18 protein-coding genes are annotated in these 14522 nt (G+C 47.2%); 11 read left to right on the forward strand and 7 right to left on the reverse strand.

Annotation, left to right across the window (positions count from 1 at the left end; all coding sequences use genetic code 11):
• Positions 1 to 1155 (forward strand): hypothetical protein (locus JGK11_RS29025; RefSeq protein WP_293213916.1); only part of this gene is annotated, 1155 nt, incomplete at its 5' end.
• A 5-nt stretch (positions 1156 to 1160) separates the two neighbouring features.
• Positions 1161 to 2783, forward strand: a complete 1623-nt coding sequence (locus tag JGK11_RS29030; protein ID WP_293213920.1) for a bifunctional DNA primase/polymerase — start codon at positions 1161 to 1163, stop codon at positions 2781 to 2783.
• A gap of 58 nt (positions 2784 to 2841) precedes the next feature.
• Here JGK11_RS29030 and JGK11_RS29035 read toward each other — a convergent pair whose 3' ends face one another.
• From JGK11_RS29035 to JGK11_RS29065, 7 genes are all read right to left on the reverse strand, one after another.
• Positions 2842 to 5544, reverse strand: coding sequence for a hypothetical protein (locus JGK11_RS29035; RefSeq protein WP_293213922.1), 2703 nt, complete (start codon positions 5542 to 5544; stop codon positions 2842 to 2844).
• Positions 5545 to 5547: 3 nt separating this feature from the next.
• Positions 5548 to 6405 carry a hypothetical protein gene (locus tag JGK11_RS29040; protein WP_293213924.1) on the reverse strand — a complete coding sequence of 286 codons (858 nt, stop codon included), beginning with the start codon at positions 6403 to 6405 and terminating at the stop codon, positions 5548 to 5550.
• Positions 6402 to 6686, reverse strand: a complete 285-nt coding sequence (locus JGK11_RS29045; protein WP_293213927.1) for a hypothetical protein — start codon at positions 6684 to 6686, stop codon at positions 6402 to 6404. Before JGK11_RS29045 ends, JGK11_RS29040 begins: the two co-directional genes overlap by 4 nt.
• 63 nt (positions 6687 to 6749) lie before the next feature.
• Positions 6750 to 7316, reverse strand: a complete 567-nt coding sequence (locus JGK11_RS29050; protein WP_293213929.1) for a hypothetical protein — start codon at positions 7314 to 7316, stop codon at positions 6750 to 6752.
• Positions 7317 to 8099 (reverse strand): hypothetical protein, encoded by a 783-nt coding sequence (locus JGK11_RS29055; RefSeq protein ID WP_293213931.1) that lies wholly within the window; start codon positions 8097 to 8099, stop codon positions 7317 to 7319.
• A gap of 13 nt (positions 8100 to 8112) precedes the next feature.
• A complete protein-coding gene (locus JGK11_RS29060) occupies positions 8113 to 8463 on the reverse strand; it encodes a hypothetical protein (protein WP_293213934.1) in 351 nt (116 codons plus the stop codon).
• A gap of 12 nt (positions 8464 to 8475) precedes the next feature.
• On the reverse strand, positions 8476 to 8817 hold the full coding sequence (locus tag JGK11_RS29065; protein WP_293213936.1) for a hypothetical protein: 342 nt from the start codon (positions 8815 to 8817) through the stop codon (positions 8476 to 8478).
• 1290 nt (positions 8818 to 10107) lie between these two features.
• On the opposite strand from JGK11_RS29065, the gene JGK11_RS29070 reads away from it, so the two are divergent.
• The 9 genes from JGK11_RS29070 (at position 10108) to JGK11_RS29110 (ending at position 14428) form a co-directional block, all read left to right on the forward strand.
• Positions 10108 to 10443 (forward strand): hypothetical protein, encoded by a 336-nt coding sequence (locus tag JGK11_RS29070; protein ID WP_293213939.1) that lies wholly within the window; start codon positions 10108 to 10110, stop codon positions 10441 to 10443.
• A 2-nt stretch (positions 10444 to 10445) separates the two neighbouring features.
• Positions 10446 to 11363, forward strand: coding sequence for a hypothetical protein (locus tag JGK11_RS29075; protein WP_293213941.1), 918 nt, complete (start codon positions 10446 to 10448; stop codon positions 11361 to 11363).
• Between the two features lie 322 nt (positions 11364 to 11685).
• Entirely contained in the window at positions 11686 to 11943 is a 258-nt protein-coding gene (locus JGK11_RS29080) for a hypothetical protein (protein ID WP_293179407.1), read from the forward strand.
• Positions 11940 to 12353, forward strand: a complete 414-nt coding sequence (locus JGK11_RS29085; protein WP_293179404.1) for a hypothetical protein — start codon at positions 11940 to 11942, stop codon at positions 12351 to 12353. Before JGK11_RS29080 ends, JGK11_RS29085 begins: the two co-directional genes overlap by 4 nt.
• On the forward strand, positions 12354 to 12785 hold the full coding sequence (locus JGK11_RS29090; RefSeq protein WP_293179401.1) for a hypothetical protein: 432 nt from the start codon (positions 12354 to 12356) through the stop codon (positions 12783 to 12785).
• Positions 12786 to 12859: 74 nt separating this feature from the next.
• Complete coding sequence (locus JGK11_RS29095) at positions 12860 to 13069, forward strand: hypothetical protein (RefSeq protein WP_293213943.1); 210 nt, start codon at positions 12860 to 12862, stop codon at positions 13067 to 13069.
• 69 nt (positions 13070 to 13138) lie between these two features.
• Complete coding sequence (locus JGK11_RS29100) at positions 13139 to 13504, forward strand: hypothetical protein (protein WP_293213945.1); 366 nt, start codon at positions 13139 to 13141, stop codon at positions 13502 to 13504.
• Positions 13488 to 13790 (forward strand): hypothetical protein, encoded by a 303-nt coding sequence (locus JGK11_RS29105; protein WP_293179392.1) that lies wholly within the window; start codon positions 13488 to 13490, stop codon positions 13788 to 13790. The genes JGK11_RS29100 and JGK11_RS29105 overlap by 17 nt, the downstream gene beginning before the upstream one ends.
• A gap of 191 nt (positions 13791 to 13981) precedes the next feature.
• On the forward strand, positions 13982 to 14428 hold the full coding sequence (locus JGK11_RS29110) for a L,D-transpeptidase (protein ID WP_293179389.1): 447 nt from the start codon (positions 13982 to 13984) through the stop codon (positions 14426 to 14428).
• Positions 14429 to 14522: the final 94 nt, after the last annotated feature.

A 14522-nucleotide genomic window follows, 5' to 3' on the forward strand; every position in this document is an offset into this window, starting at 1 on the left:
GTAGACACAGCACTTGACGCGACTGTAGACACCGCAGAAGCCTCGGATGTGGAGATTGTAGACACAGCACTTGACGCGACTGTAGACACCGCAGAAGCCAATGAAATGCCGCCAGCCAGGGGAGCTAATTGGTTCAGCGAGACACTTAAAAAGAGTATGGCTGAAGCCATGAGAAAATTCACCCTTGGCGACCGAATCAAGTACGACTTGAACAATCCCGACTGGGGTAAAACACTGGATTACCTCATCACATACGGAGAAATTGTCTCGGAGATTTACTCAGGGAAATATGAACCTTTTGCCATAGTCAAAGTACGATTCGACGATGGGAGAGAATCCGAAGTGCAAGTAAGGCATTTAGAAAAATTAATGCCACTGAAAGTAGAGATCGCAGGCGGTGCAGCCACCGAAGAAAAACCGGAATTAATTGCAGAAAATGCAGTCCCTGCGGTCGCACCCCTAGAGCCTGAAAAATCGGCGACATTCTCAGAAAACCAAAGAGAAACTGACTATGACGACTGGTCGAAACATAACGCCAGCGAAGCGATACTAGGCATGGCTGTAGACACCGCCTTTCCTGAAGGCTGGAACCAATGGGAAAAAGATAACTTTTCTTGGCTTTTAAATGGAGTGCAAAATTGCTTCTATAGCAATCAATACAGGGAGATAGAAGTATTTCTACCTGAACAAAAGAAGGTTCGGCTCAAAGGAATGAGATTAGGGGAAGAATACCTTGATATGTGGGCTGTGGGGCCACCAACATTAGACGAGGATGGCAACCAAGCCAGCGTAGAAACTTTTGATAAAACTTTTCCAGACGCGATTCTCACTCAGATCCAGGAGACAAAAGAGAAGCTATTGCAAAACATAGAGCAGTGCAAAAAGGCAAAAAAAAGTACCAAGAAACCAAAAGAATTAAAAGCCATAGAATTGTCAGAGATAAGAGCACAGCAACACATTGAAATTTTAGATAAATTTCTATTTTTCAGAATTGGACAGAAAGTCATTGAGACAAACCGAATCGAATATCTTCCAGGGTTTGTAAGAGGAGTCGCCCTATCGACAGGTGGCATACCCATCATATTTGTGCGGTGGGAAGGACAAACTACCTCCACCTCCCAAATAGTGAATATGCTGGCAATAGAGGAAGACTAACAGCGATGCAAACTCTCCCCGCCCTGTTAGAAATTCCCGAGAATTGGTCTCTCGTGCCTGTACGGGGGAAAAAACCTTACCAGAAAGGATGGAATTCTAAGCAGTACGATCGCCTGGAAATTCTCGCCGAACTAGAAAGTGGCAAGGCAACTGGTCTCGGACTAAAGCTGGGAAACGGATTGCTGGCAGTAGACATTGACGGCGAATCAGCCGCCAAACTCCTAGTCAAACTAGCCGGTGAAAACAGCCTCACAGATTTCCCACGAACAACCGCATGGACAAGCGGCCGCCAAAGCCGAAAGCAGTGCCTATTCTCAGTACCAGAAAAAGACTGGTGCCGCTTACGCAATCTGAGAATCGGCACTGGAATTGCGGGTGACGACGGCAAGGAAGAATGCTTAGAATTTCGTTGGCTGGGAACTCAGAGCGTTTTGCCACCGAGCGTCCACCCAACCACAAACAAACCTTACATTTGGCTCAAAAATCCGCTGCAACATCCACCCCTACCAGCGCCGGAATGGCTGATCGAACTTTGTGAAAACTGGCATAGCGAGTATGTCAGCGACAAGGAGCTAGATTTGGTGCGCTTCCCGGCACGATTATTCCCGCATTTTGGCCGCAAACTAAGCGTCTGGCTGCTCGCGCGTCGCTTCGATATTTCGCGTTGGAGCCACGGCGGAAAATCCAAAGGATCGGGAATCGGGAAATTTTCGCTGGCAGCGGCGAGTAAAATTTTGGATCGCAGCCAGGGACATATCAGGAAGTTACTGTGCGCCGCGAAAAGATCGGGATTGATTCGTGACTATTCGCAGTCGGGGAAATGGGTCACAGTGTGCTATGCAAGCTTGGAAAAAGCGATCGCTCTCACCGGGATAGAGAAACTCGGCCCGATCGCCGCCATAAATATTGATGATTTGGCTAACATCCACATACTCGCTACAGAAGTGGAAGCCCAGAATTTGCAACGTGCGTCTCTCCACCGTCAAAGGTTGGAAGAGGTCAAGCAAATAAAATCCCAGGGCTTAGACCCTGGGAAAACTCCGACGCAAATAGTTAGGCCGATCGACCTGCACACCTGCGACTATCCGGCGCGGGTACTGGGAAAGGGCGATCGGTTCATTTATTGCAATTCGGATTTTCGATTCTATGGTGGGAGTCAGGAGGCGATCGCTAATTTTCGAGGAATTAGTCAATCGACTGTTAGTCGCCACCTTTCAAATAGTTACCGATTGGTAGCAGCACCGGTGCGAGGATATCGCCAGGAATTACCACCAATCGTGAAAAAGCAACTGGTAGAGAAGCTGCCACATCTCAAAAAGATGCCGTCGGCGTTGTGCATGGAAGATGGCTTATTTTCCATGCATGGCGACTGGTGGAAACCTCATTGCAATGTTTATCTATTGGATCATCGCCTGGTATCGGCCAGACGGCGGCGAGCCCAAATTCAAGGGCAAATAGATAAGGGTGACTTATTGTTTGAAAAAATTTCGCAGGACTTTTTAGAGGATAAGTTTCCTTTATGTATTTGTCTAAGAGCTAAGAAACAGCAAAGTTTATCCGGGGAAGAGCAAAGTCGGCTGCGCGAAAAAACTCAACAAAAAAACCGGAACAAGGAAAAGCAAAAATGATCATGGCTCAACAGTAAGCAAAAAACGTCCCATTTTTGGGACACTTTCCCTTGTCCAATTAGCACCCCTCGATCGGCGGAACGAAGCATTTTACTGTCTCAGCAACCCCATTCGTGCCGAGCTGTGCGATCGCAGCGCGAACACAGCGCACCGATCGAACTGCCGGATTTAGTTTGACCGCGCCGCCTTTTGTTATCCGCAGCTTACCTTCGGAAACAGACAAACCATCTATCAAATCTAGAATCCTTTCCGCCTCTTCCTCTGTCTCGGCACGCACACCAGATTTGATTTTGGAAGAGCCCCAAAGTAGTCGGCCGTAGACATTCCCCTTTGTGTAAATCAAGTTGTCGAAATCGCGGCACCATTCCAAATCCTCGCGGGGATTCGGGATTTGAGTGTGCCACAAACTGCCGGTTTGCTTGGGATAATTTTGCCCCCAAGTGAGCACCAATTGCCTCGGTACGTCAAACTCTGCGAATTCATCCCCGGGCTGGACTGGGTAGCAAGTCGGAGGCTCGCAGGCTTTGGCGTAAGACAATTTTTGCAGCTCGGTAAACGCTGAAATTTGGCTCGACAAGCCGGCAATCCCATCACCGTTATAAAGCAAAATTTGAGTGCCACCTTCGCAATCCAGAAAGTTAATATCCCCGGAAATTCTCGTGTCCGGCTCACAAACTTCACCGAGGATTTTTGTGCTGATTGCCGTTAGCTTGTCTATTTGGCTGCTCAATCCGAGGAACCCGGCCCCGGAATAGCTGTTATCGAATACGTCGCTGCCACAGGCATAAGTCCCACCTCCGAAAATATCGGGGAAGGTGAATGCAGGTACATCAATATCGCAGACCTCATCCAAGATTTTTTTATTGAAATCTAATACCCTGTCGATTTGACTTTGCAGCCCCAGTAATCCGACGCCAGAGTAATTGTAAGTGCCGAAGGTTTCGTCACACACATAAGTTCCCCCGCCCTGGATTAGCGGGAATTCTATTTCGATGTCGCAAACCTGATTTAATATCTTTTTGTTGAAATCCAGCACTCTGTCAATCTGACTTTGTATCCCTAACAAGCCGACGCCAGAATAATTGTAAGTACCGAAAGTCTCGTCACACACATAAGTTCCGCTCCCAAAAATGTCAGGGAACGTGAATGCAGGCACATCAATATCGCATACTTTTTTGATGAGCATTTTATTCATGCCCAGGATTACGTCTAATTGCTTGTTCAGACCTTTCAGCCCCTCGCCGGCGTAATCGTAGGGAATGGTAGCGCCATCGCATTCAATAAACCCGTTGTTTTTAAATTCTGGGAATCTATCGTCATCTTCGCGCTTCTTGCGTTTCAGTTTATCCGAGATATCTCGACAACATTTGTCTAAGTCTTCTTGAGTCTTCTGAAGCGTTTTTTGCAAAGTAGCTAGCGCCACATCTACTTCTGTTAAATCCGCCGTTGCTGTGATAGTTTGTGGCAACTCCGCTACTATTGCCATTCCCACAGGGATTTGAGCCGCCGAGGCCATTCCTATTGGAATTTGTGCAGCAGTTGCCATTCCCACAGGGATTTGAGCCGCCGAGACCATTCCTATTGGAATTTGTGCAGCAGTTGCCATTCCCACAGGGATTTGAGCAGCAAGATTCATGCCCAACGGGATTTGTGCAGCCACGCCCATGCCCTGGGGGACTTGGGTTACGGTTTTCAGGGAAAGGCCGCTAATGGCCTTTCCCAGCCCGTCTAAAGCGACTCCGATCAGCGCTATGCCTACAGCTATCGGCGCAACCATCTCGGCAACTGTTTCGCTGGTAGTTCGTGGATTTGTCGCAGCGATTTCTACGCCAGTTGCAGTTAGACTTGCGATCGGAGTCAAAAGTTCAACTATTCCCTCCATTATCGGTCGCACGATTTCAGCATCAAACGTCTGCGGAATTGCTGCAATCATTTCAAAAAGGGGATTTATTAAATCGGAAATCCCTTGAAGTAAAGGCGAAAAATCTAATTGAAATCCTTGTTTTAACTGCTGAATGTCTAAGTCAAGTTTTTTCAAAAAATCAACTATCGGAGTCAACAAATTAACTCCGCCTTGGGTCACTTCATCAAGTAAGGAAGGACTGTTCAAAGGCTTACCTTTGGGGCTTACCGGAGCGAGGGTTATTGTTCCAGTTCCAGGGTTTAAATTTATGTCCAATGCCGGTCTGGGCTTTTCCGCTACCTGTGGCGTTTTGATTTGTGGGCGCGAGGCTGGTTGCGTTGGCGCTTGTTGTGGTTGTGCTATCGGCTCAAATTCAAAAATCGGCGCAAATGGATCGGGGCGGCCGACTGGCGATTGTACTTGTCTTTGTGGTTGCCGCTGTGGCGATTGGGCTGTCGCTGGGCGGAATGCCCCACTATCTCTCGGATCTGAAATTTGCGATCGCACTTGCTGGATCGGTCGCCCGCCAACCATATCAGAGCCGAACCCTGCTGGTTCCGGGAAAATTAGATCCTGGGCAACTGCCCCGGCGACGCCCAGACCCACGCCAAGTCCTTTGATTCCTATGCCAACGGCAGCTTTTTGAGTAACAACTGGAGCCGCGCTTTTGAGGTTTGCCGGAACATTTTTAACTACCTGTACCTGAGGGGTATAGGCCGCTGGCGGGCGAATGGGGGCGGAAAGTTTTCCTCCCGTTGTAGGCCCGAGATTTAATCCCTGTCGCGGTACAGCCGTTGTTGTTGGCGCGCTGGCGTCAATGGTGATTGTTTGAGGTTGAAAAGTTATGGGGGTTGCCACTTCCTATCCTCCTGCCCCGTTCCATAAGTTCGCCTCCACTTGGTTTAGGCGATCGATGATTGGCTGCAAATTCAAGTCGATCTTCATCCCTTGCAGCATTTTGTTGACAGCCTTCAATTCTTCGATCGTTCGTTGGTCAATGTGGTCTTTGATCAACTTGTCGCGACCAGCTATTTTGTCTTCAACAATCGTTGCTATCGTATTACAATCGCATCCGCACATATTTTTTCCTGGGGGGGGGGGGGGGGAAGCATTGCCACCAAGGGAAGGCGATGGGGGAGGAGGGAGTGAGGGAGAGAAACACCTGGTTCTTGTGACAGGATCTACATCAAAATAATCCCAGTTCGTGCCGAGGCCGTAATCGTAGAAATTCTGAAACCAGTCAGACAGGCTGGAATAAATTTCATCAGCCCAAACCGTGAAAACATACTCCGAATCCCAACTTGTAATAAATTGATTTGTCCGCAGGCCAGTATCAGGATCCAATACTGGTCTGGATCTAAACACGACTCCTTCTCTATCGCCGGAATAAGATTCCGAAGGGCCTTCGCCACCGCCAGCCCCCCAAAAATTCACAAGGGTAATGCTAACAGACGTGCAATTAGTTGTTTGCATCGCAGCATCTATTTGATCTGGTGAAAGATTCCCAGGAGGGAGTAAAGATGAAGAGGGAGAGGGAGAGGGAGAAGGTGACGGGGTAGGAGCAGGGGAGCCGCCTGGAATGTTGCCTCCCCATCCTTGCTCGATCATTTCATCAAATCTTCGCCTAGGATTGTTCAAATTATTAATTGAATTAATCTGCGTCGATCGCCTAACATTTTCAATCCCAGAAGGCGGCTGATACACTCCAAAATTCTTCATGAGGCATTCGCGACGCTTACCCGCAATTGAGCTGTTCCAGAGGAGCAAATAGCGGAAATTGCATTTGCAGCTTGCTCATCAATTATTAACAAATGTCGCAGAGGCAAAGGATGTGCTGAGTTTGTCAGTGTTGCCCCAGTCCCGTATCTAATCCAGCATTCTCCCGCAGGATTAGATAAAGAAGTCAAATAAAGTTTTACGAGTTTTCGACTTGCATCTGCTGCCAGAACAACCGTTGGAGAAGCGCCAACAGTAACTGTTGCAGTAGTGTCTTCGGTCAAGCTTCCCGACAAACCACCCGCCTGAATTCTGTTTAGGTTGTTGCAACAGTTGAGCATTATTAACTATTGAATAAAGTTGTAAACAATATTGTTGTGATCTTGAAGCAAACTAGATTTCTCTTGCACATACCCGGTTATAGATAGCCAATCATTCTGTTTCCCTGCGCCAACATTGTTTTGTAATAGCCCAAATCCGCGATCTATCATCTTGGCCACAATTCGCCACCCGAATTTTATCCCGTATATTGTGACGCCAGAGAAGTATTCGTCTATCCCCGCCAAAAATATAGGCTTGACGTTGTACAAATCTATCAGCCCCACTTCAAAATCCTCGTTTTGGGGGCTTCGCAAATAGACCATCAACCCCTTTTTAGAATTGGCTCTAAAAAATTGATTTTTCTGTTCTTTTTGCGATTCCGTGTCCGTGGGCAAGATATTGGGGGCGAATGTTTCGCTGATGGAATCAATGTATGCCATGCAGCGAACTGAGGCCATGTACCCTTGGTAATTAATGCCCGTTCCCAATACCGTAGCGGTACTGGGAGTGTATAAAATTGCCTCTTGCCCGCTTGTTACGGGCGTTATTTTTGCGGCAATTTGAGCAATTCGATCGGGCATATCGATCGCCATTTAATTCCTCCTAGTAGTTCCAGAGACAAAGGCACGATTGCCTGCAACAGAAGTAAGAGCCGATCTCATTTCACCACCGCTGGCGGGGGCTGCGCTACCGTTCCCGCTGAAAAATTTAGCAGCTTGCCCTGTTACTTGACTCGCCGTTTGCCCCGCCCGCTGGGCAATCTGTGGGGCTTGTTTCATGGCTTGTTGTGCAACTTGTGGGGCTTGATTGATTACTTGCTTCCCGGCTTCGCTAGCTCGTGCTTGGATGTCCTTTAGGGTTTTGTTGTCCTTGCCATACAAATTCTGAGAGGCTTGTCCCGCCCACTTGTTGGCAGCGCCACTCAAGTCTTTCAAGAATCCCTGCGCCGTCTCGGCGGCCGCTTCTTCGCCCGGCCTTACAAGAGTTTCTACAGCCTGCCTCATTCCTTCCGAAAATTCCGCATTAGCCAGCTCCATTGTTTCAGCCCAGGATTGTCCGGGTTGCCACTGCTCCCAGGTGTTTGGATCTTGAATAGTGGGAATATAGCCCGGGGGATATTTTTCACCTGTTTTAGGGTCGATGATGATAGGTTGCCCACTCTCCACCACGGCATAAATCGTGGTGTGTCCAAATTGCTGCCCGAGTGGATAAATATTGCCATTCATCCCTCCGGGCTGCCCCCCAAATCCCTGCATCTGCGGGTTTCCAGATTGCTGTTGTTGCATTGAGGAAAAATTCCCTTGCCCCAACTGAGTAGCCTGCTGCTGGCTCGTGATCGGAGTCGATCGAGGTTGGTTCGTGAATGCTCCTGCCATTGTTTTCTCCGAATTAAATCAAGTTAGGATTTGGCGTCTGAGTCAATCTTGGTTCGAGTATCCGAACCGTGAATATGTACTGAGTGAAAGGCTTGCTCACTCCATCTGACACCTCGTTGATAATCGAAGTCCCCTGCGGGAAAATAGCAAACTGCGCGTCGTTCGAGGTGTCTTGCTGCTCGTTGAACCGAAGGAACATAGCTGCAATAATGCTCTCGCTTGTATTATTAGCGGCTGCCGTCAGACCAACAAAGCCCAGCGGGTTGCGAGTGCTCACCAAGTCGGCTTTCAAAATGGTGACAGAAGTCGCGGTCTGAGTAGCCCCAGGGCCGAAAAAAGTCGTTAAAGGTTTGTCGATCGCCATAGTTGACAGTTATTATATTGAATTGGGATTTGGTATCGAAGACGTTGCATCGTCTTGCCAAATTTCAACTTGACAAGAATACCTTCGCAACCACTTATTGAACTGAAATTCGAGCGATTGCTCGAAGGGAGAAATACGGAATTGAGAATCCGTGCTCTGGTCTTGATTGCGCTGCCACCTCAAGAAAACAGCCAATGCCGTTGACTCGGCATTATTGACCGCAGCGGGGGTGAAGGTGTAGCTTGGCACAATTCCCACTGGTGCAACTAAATCATTTTTTAGGATAATGACTTGAGTGGCGGTTTGGGTTGCGCCGGCGCCGAAAAAGTTTGTGAATAAAGGTTCAGAAGGCATGATTATTCATACCAAATAATAACTCTTACTGGTATCCCCAGGATCGACGCAGAGTCGGTCGTTGTGCGAACAAGGAGAAAAGTATTCGATACTGACAGGAAGTAACTATGCCCCGGCAAGCCAATGCCTCCAGGAACAACACGGAGAAAACCCGTGCCTATAGTAGCGATCGCACTTACGCTCCTGATTCTCGATAAATCGAAGTTGGCGCCAAAAACCGAGGCAAGATCGACACCCGTCTGACTTGATGCCATAGCAGGAATAGTTGTATTTACAACTTTAACTTGAAAACCTACTACACCACTATTTAAGTTAGTAATTGTCCCCATTAAACAATGGCCTCGCTCATCATCACACTTGCCGTCCCAGACGCCGTAACCAAGCTCACAGCCCCCGTATAGCGAAAAGCACTTGGCTCACTATCATAGTGATACCCGGCAGGCACTGGCTGTCCATAAAGGAGAGGGGTTACTGTCGAACCCTCGCGCATAAAAATGGTGGCGGGACCTGCATTATAAAAAGAGAAACCCGCTCTGTTAGCATTAGCAGCAAGCGCAACCGATGCTGTTGTAGTAACACTGACAGCAACGGGGGTTTTTGCATTTCGAGATAGGGGGGGCTGCTGCTGAGACTGTGTGGGGTTTAAATTGTAAATTGCTCCCATTATTCCTCCGGTGGTTTATCAATAATAAAAAGATTTTTCTTGAAACTTACGGCGCACAACTCTTTTTTCTTAAGCAATCGCAAAACCTGCGGTCTGCTCAAAAAATACTTAGCACAATAATTGCGAAGCGAAATACAAGAAGGCGGATTTGCCTGCGCCCCGGCACCTGCATAAAAAGTGCTGGGGTAGGTTTTGCAATGCTTCTTGTTTTTTCTTCGCATTTATACAAGATAAGAAAAACACTCGCCGAGTGACCAACGGGTAACATAAATTGATATTTATAAAAATATTTATGTATTTAAATATTTATTTAATGCGTCTGCCACGACCTCCCACATCTTCTTTTTTTCGTTCAGAGCTCGCTGTTTGAGCTTGAGCAGAAGGTCGCTCGTTATCTTTACCGTCATCAAGGTTGACTGCATAAGGGCTGCCTACAATAAATAAATATTTAAATAATTATGGCATATTGTCCTATTACATATCAACGTCTGAAACTACCATCGCGAACTGGTCGTCGAGTGTTTTTACCTTTAAACCCGACGAGTCGTTTTTGCTTCAGAAAACGGACATGAACGGCGCTTTTCGCTAGGCTTGAAGAGTCAATAAATCACCTCGACTTTCGACTTATGCAAATTGCACCGAACGAGATTTTCGCTGGATATACCTTCGACACGGCTGCTGGCGAAATCCGTATTCCCCTCACATCTCTCCCCGGCCTCTCAGAGACTGAGGCAAATGCCACAACAGGAAATGGGATGGAGGTGATTCGGCAAATTGTCGATCGCACTCACTCAGTAGTAAACGCCTTAGCTCCGACAGCACGGCCGACTAAAGCGACGGTTGCAAAACCTAATCCGTCGATCGCTTCCGGGCTTAATGTAGCCCCTGGCACGTTAAGGCAGTCGTACAATCTGGCCTTCGATCTGATGCCAGTTGCACTTGAATTAGCAAGTGAGGTCTAACGATGGCAAGGTCTGAAGGCATTACCTTCCGGGGAAACAATTATCGTCCTGACTGGGGTGCGGCGACTCAAACTTTTAATTACAAATACACGTTCAAGGTACCGGACGGCACCACTGATGCAATGATTAATGCGATCATTGCCGCCGTCGGCGGAACCGTGATCAATACCAGGGGGGTGCCCTGCGAAGACGAAGAGGGATACTCGTGGAGCCCGAGAAAACTTAAGTTTTGGTTTGAAGCGGGGAAAACAGTGAGTATCCCTGTTCCCAGCAAAACTAACTTAGTAGCAGCGTCGGCTACTATTGCAGGCCAATTAAATCAAATTGCTCGGGTTATTTGCGTATCACTTGAAGGCGAGACTTGGCGGAATATCATCGATTTAATAGATCCCACATCAAGCTTGTTGCCTCCTGTGCCACTACCCATAACGGACACCGCAGCAGGCGAGAAGGAAACGTCGTATGTGGGTAGTATGAACTACGAAACAGACGGCTCGTTTGAAATGGCTTCAAAAGCCTTCAAGATGGCTACCAACTTGGCAGGAAATATCCCTTATGCCCAGTACGCAACAGCAATCAACAACTGCTTAATTGCAGGTGGTCCAATCAACACGTCAGACGCCAGATGCCCTGGATTCAGGCAAGTGACTTTTGATCACAGGCGATTCAGGGTAGTGATGCTACAGAACCGCAGAGTTATCGAGAAAGCTGATGGGGCTACCCCAGGTGCGGATTCAGAGGTCAAGTCCGCAAAATCTGAAATGCTCGTTCCCATGAGCAGTCGCGATCCTGAATTGATTAGGGCTTGTGGATTAGCGCTGCGAGCCGTGCCACACACAATGTGCCTGGGATACAGAGGGGAGTGGGACAAGCGATTTTCCTCTAAAAATCCCGCTGCTCTCCCTGCTGCTACTCCGTAATGCTGTACCGGGCAAATTACGTCACGGACACGGGCAAAACTTATTTTTTCGCATCGTTATCGGTACTCGCGAAAGAGGCTTTTTTGCCCGAAATATTCAAAAGCAACTCTTCACAAAGCGCAGGATTTTGCGCTTTGCCACGAACAGTTCGACCAAGGGAAGCGCTACTCTGGGATGCTTCGGGGGAGGGACACAAAATCCAATATCCATTTCAACCCGGAACCCCGGAATGGCTTGATTTCTGGAATGAGATAAACCAAAATCCAGAAATTGTCACCAATAAAAATATTGGAGAACGCATTCAATTAAACTTGAGGGACTTATGAGATTTATCATACTCAAAACCGAATGCAATTCGGATGGTATCATTTCCTTTTTTGGGGCGAATCAATCCGTCCGGCGCGCGTCGGGCAATTCTATTAACTGGATAGATTTGCGTGAAGCTAAAACTAACACTATTGAGCCGGATTTGTGCGATTTGCTGTCGTTTGACGATGCCGAATCCGCCGTCGATTTCTTGGATGATACTGAGATGTCCGGCGTGGAAAACGTCTGTATCGTAGGTGTTGAGACTGAGTGAGTAGCGCCAGCAAGATTAAGACGCGCAGAACGGTCAGGGGTAGAGATTTAAAGATTAGATACACTCAGGACAACTTAGAGGACGCTTTAATTAACCAAAGGCAATACTACGATGAGAATGGCGACGAATTAACTCCCGTAACACCGTCACTCTTAGCCCGTCAAGTGGCAACCAACAACCCAACGATTGACCGTCTTAGCAATGCGGAACCGCGTCATATCTCCGCGTGTTTCGGCTCACCTGACAACAAGACTGGCGAGAGTAACTTTAAGATTGTCGTCCCTTACGCGCCAGGGGACAACAATCAAATCGAACAAATAAAAGAGGTGTACGATTATACTTCTACTAGCACATTCTTATCACCAAAATCCCCTTTGAGCTTGACCTATCACGGCGAAAACTATGGCTAAATGCCTGCACTTACTGTTATTATAGACACGCAAATCATCACCGCTACTCCGGTTTACACGGACTGGTTTCCGCCGAACACATTGTTCTTGGTGTTCCAGTCCGATGACACGGGTGAATATGTGGAAACAGGGGAATTCGTCGAGGTAGCGGTAGCTTTATTTTCTCGAATACAAGAAGCACCATTGATTGAAAGACTGTGTGCTTTTCAGGGCTCTATAAACACAATCGACTTCATTCGGATTCCAAGTTTTCGATATCGGAACGACCTGTTTTCGATGCGCCTATTGATAAACCCTTCGACAGGATTCCACTGTCGAATCATCGCTGTAAGTGACGATAGCAGCCCAGGCTTTGATGATATTATTGGGCAGTTAGAAGACATCACCGAACAACTTGAAAACCTAGTGGACAATCCACAACAAATACCTTAAAATAAACGAAGCTAGTCAACGTCAAAGATACGTTTGATAGCCAGTCAAGCAAACAATCAAACCCAGTTAAACCAATGGAACCAAGATTCGCACGGGTAATTTTAGCCGCAATTTCTGCCAACTTCAATTACACGAAACAAGTGGACGAAAGAACCGGGGGTTCTGGGCAAAACGAAGCCTCGCTTAACGAAGCCATCATGGCTTTAGAAAACCTAGTCAATCAGGTCGGCGAGCAGATTGATGCTCCAGTACAAACAGGACAGACTGAACAACCAGTCGCGTAGCACTTCCCAATTCAATGATGGCGAAATCCGTATTTCGCCATCATTGAATCAATATGGTCAGCAAGAAAAATGAAACCAATTGTAGTTGCAGAAACAGAGAAAGGGCGGGTAAAACTAACATACCCACACCTCCCAGACTTCGAGCTAAAGATGGACTTCAATCCAATAATTGACAAGTTCCACCTCGCAGGCAGTTTTTGCTTGGTGCACTGGCAAGCCAAGCCGTTTGGACTAAGAAGATGGGGAGTCTATGACGGCGGGAAAGACAAATACTACCCATTTACATGGAATGGAGCTCTTTGCTCAACACCTCCGAGATTTCTTCAGATAGATGAAGAACTGGTGAAGTCAGTACCTACAGCGGCCCTACTTTTCATTAACACAACAGTGGTTGTAAAAGAATACCTGACCCTTCAAAATGCAGAAGCTCGTTGACCTAATCAAGGCAGATATTGCTACCACCGTAATTGCTTCCCTTGGGCTAATCGTCGCTTTTCTTGGGTTGTCGATAAGTTTCTGGCAAGCCAGAAAACAGCAAAGAAAAGAACACTTAGAAGAAATTCGATTAAGGGAAATAGAGATAAAGGAAGCAGTCAAGCAACGGGAACACATGGCGCAGCAAATGAAATTGCAAGCTCAACAGGTGAAATTCCAAGGGGAACAAATAGCTCAAATTCTCGATTGGGTCTCCAAAATTACATTCCAGAACAGGAAAGACTAATGGACAAAATCTCACTACGTATTGCATTGTTTTGTATATGTCTTTGCGCTTTCGTTTCTTGCCTAGGACTGATAATTGTAATATTAGAGGCGCAGCCAATTCCACCAAGCTTAATTGAATTAATAATTACAATAATTGCCGTCATAGGAGCTTTCTTGGCTCCGTCACCCCTGCAAAAATAACGGAGTTATATGAAGCGCCATTCACTCGCCTTTACGATGTCTTTAGCGGCATCTAACGACTTAATCTATGGAAGCCTGAAATTAACTTATCCCGACAAGGGATATATTGAATATTCAGCCACCTCAGGATGCACTCAGTGGCAACAACCAGGCGATGAATGGGCGAGAGGAAAAGGCCCGATTCCTAGTGGTTTCGAGTACCAAATCCCAACGGTGCCTTATTGGCTCCCCACACGAGGAATTGAAGGATTTTTCTTTCACATAACACCTGACCCGGTATCAGAGTCCGGTCATGTCAGAAGCGAGCTAGGCATCCACTTTGATGCTAACGTGCCGGGAAGTGCAGGGTGCATCGTACTGAAAAATTTCCCGGGATGGCAGAGATTTTGCGATCGCATGGAGGCGATCGCAAAATCCGGCATCAAGTCAATTCCACTCTCGGTTAACTATAACTAAGAGGCCTCCACAAAAAGAATGATCCAATAGCTATGTGGGTTTAGCGAAAATTTCCACAAACCATTTGTGAAGATTGGGCAGACGATTTATCTGG

It is taken from the genome of Microcoleus sp. PH2017_34_RAT_O_A, assembly GCF_020737885.1.
Lineage (GTDB): Bacteria > Cyanobacteriota > Cyanobacteriia > Cyanobacteriales > Microcoleaceae > Microcoleus.

Bases quoted from the DNA above. Each gene is read 5' to 3' on its own strand.
- JGK11_RS29030 (WP_293213920.1), top strand. From the start codon at position 1,161: ATGCAAACTCTCCCCGCCCTGTTAGAAATTCCCGAGAATTGGTCTCTC.
- JGK11_RS29040 (WP_293213924.1), bottom strand. From the start codon at position 6,405: ATGAAGAATTTTGGAGTGTATCAGCCGCCTTCTGGGATTGAAAATGTT.
- JGK11_RS29050 (WP_293213929.1), bottom strand. From the start codon at position 7,316: ATGGCGATCGATATGCCCGATCGAATTGCTCAAATTGCCGCAAAAATA.
- JGK11_RS29055 (WP_293213931.1), bottom strand. From the start codon at position 8,099: ATGGCAGGAGCATTCACGAACCAACCTCGATCGACTCCGATCACGAGC.
- JGK11_RS29060 (WP_293213934.1), bottom strand. From the start codon at position 8,463: ATGGCGATCGACAAACCTTTAACGACTTTTTTCGGCCCTGGGGCTACT.
- JGK11_RS29065 (WP_293213936.1), bottom strand. From the start codon at position 8,817: ATGCCTTCTGAACCTTTATTCACAAACTTTTTCGGCGCCGGCGCAACC.
- JGK11_RS29070 (WP_293213939.1), top strand. From the start codon at position 10,108: ATGCAAATTGCACCGAACGAGATTTTCGCTGGATATACCTTCGACACG.
- JGK11_RS29075 (WP_293213941.1), top strand. From the start codon at position 10,446: ATGGCAAGGTCTGAAGGCATTACCTTCCGGGGAAACAATTATCGTCCT.
- JGK11_RS29080 (WP_293179407.1), top strand. From the start codon at position 11,686: ATGAGATTTATCATACTCAAAACCGAATGCAATTCGGATGGTATCATT.
- JGK11_RS29090 (WP_293179401.1), top strand. From the start codon at position 12,354: ATGCCTGCACTTACTGTTATTATAGACACGCAAATCATCACCGCTACT.
- JGK11_RS29095 (WP_293213943.1), top strand. From the start codon at position 12,860: ATGGAACCAAGATTCGCACGGGTAATTTTAGCCGCAATTTCTGCCAAC.
- JGK11_RS29100 (WP_293213945.1), top strand. From the start codon at position 13,139: ATGAAACCAATTGTAGTTGCAGAAACAGAGAAAGGGCGGGTAAAACTA.
- JGK11_RS29105 (WP_293179392.1), top strand. From the start codon at position 13,488: ATGCAGAAGCTCGTTGACCTAATCAAGGCAGATATTGCTACCACCGTA.
- JGK11_RS29110 (WP_293179389.1), top strand. From the start codon at position 13,982: ATGAAGCGCCATTCACTCGCCTTTACGATGTCTTTAGCGGCATCTAAC.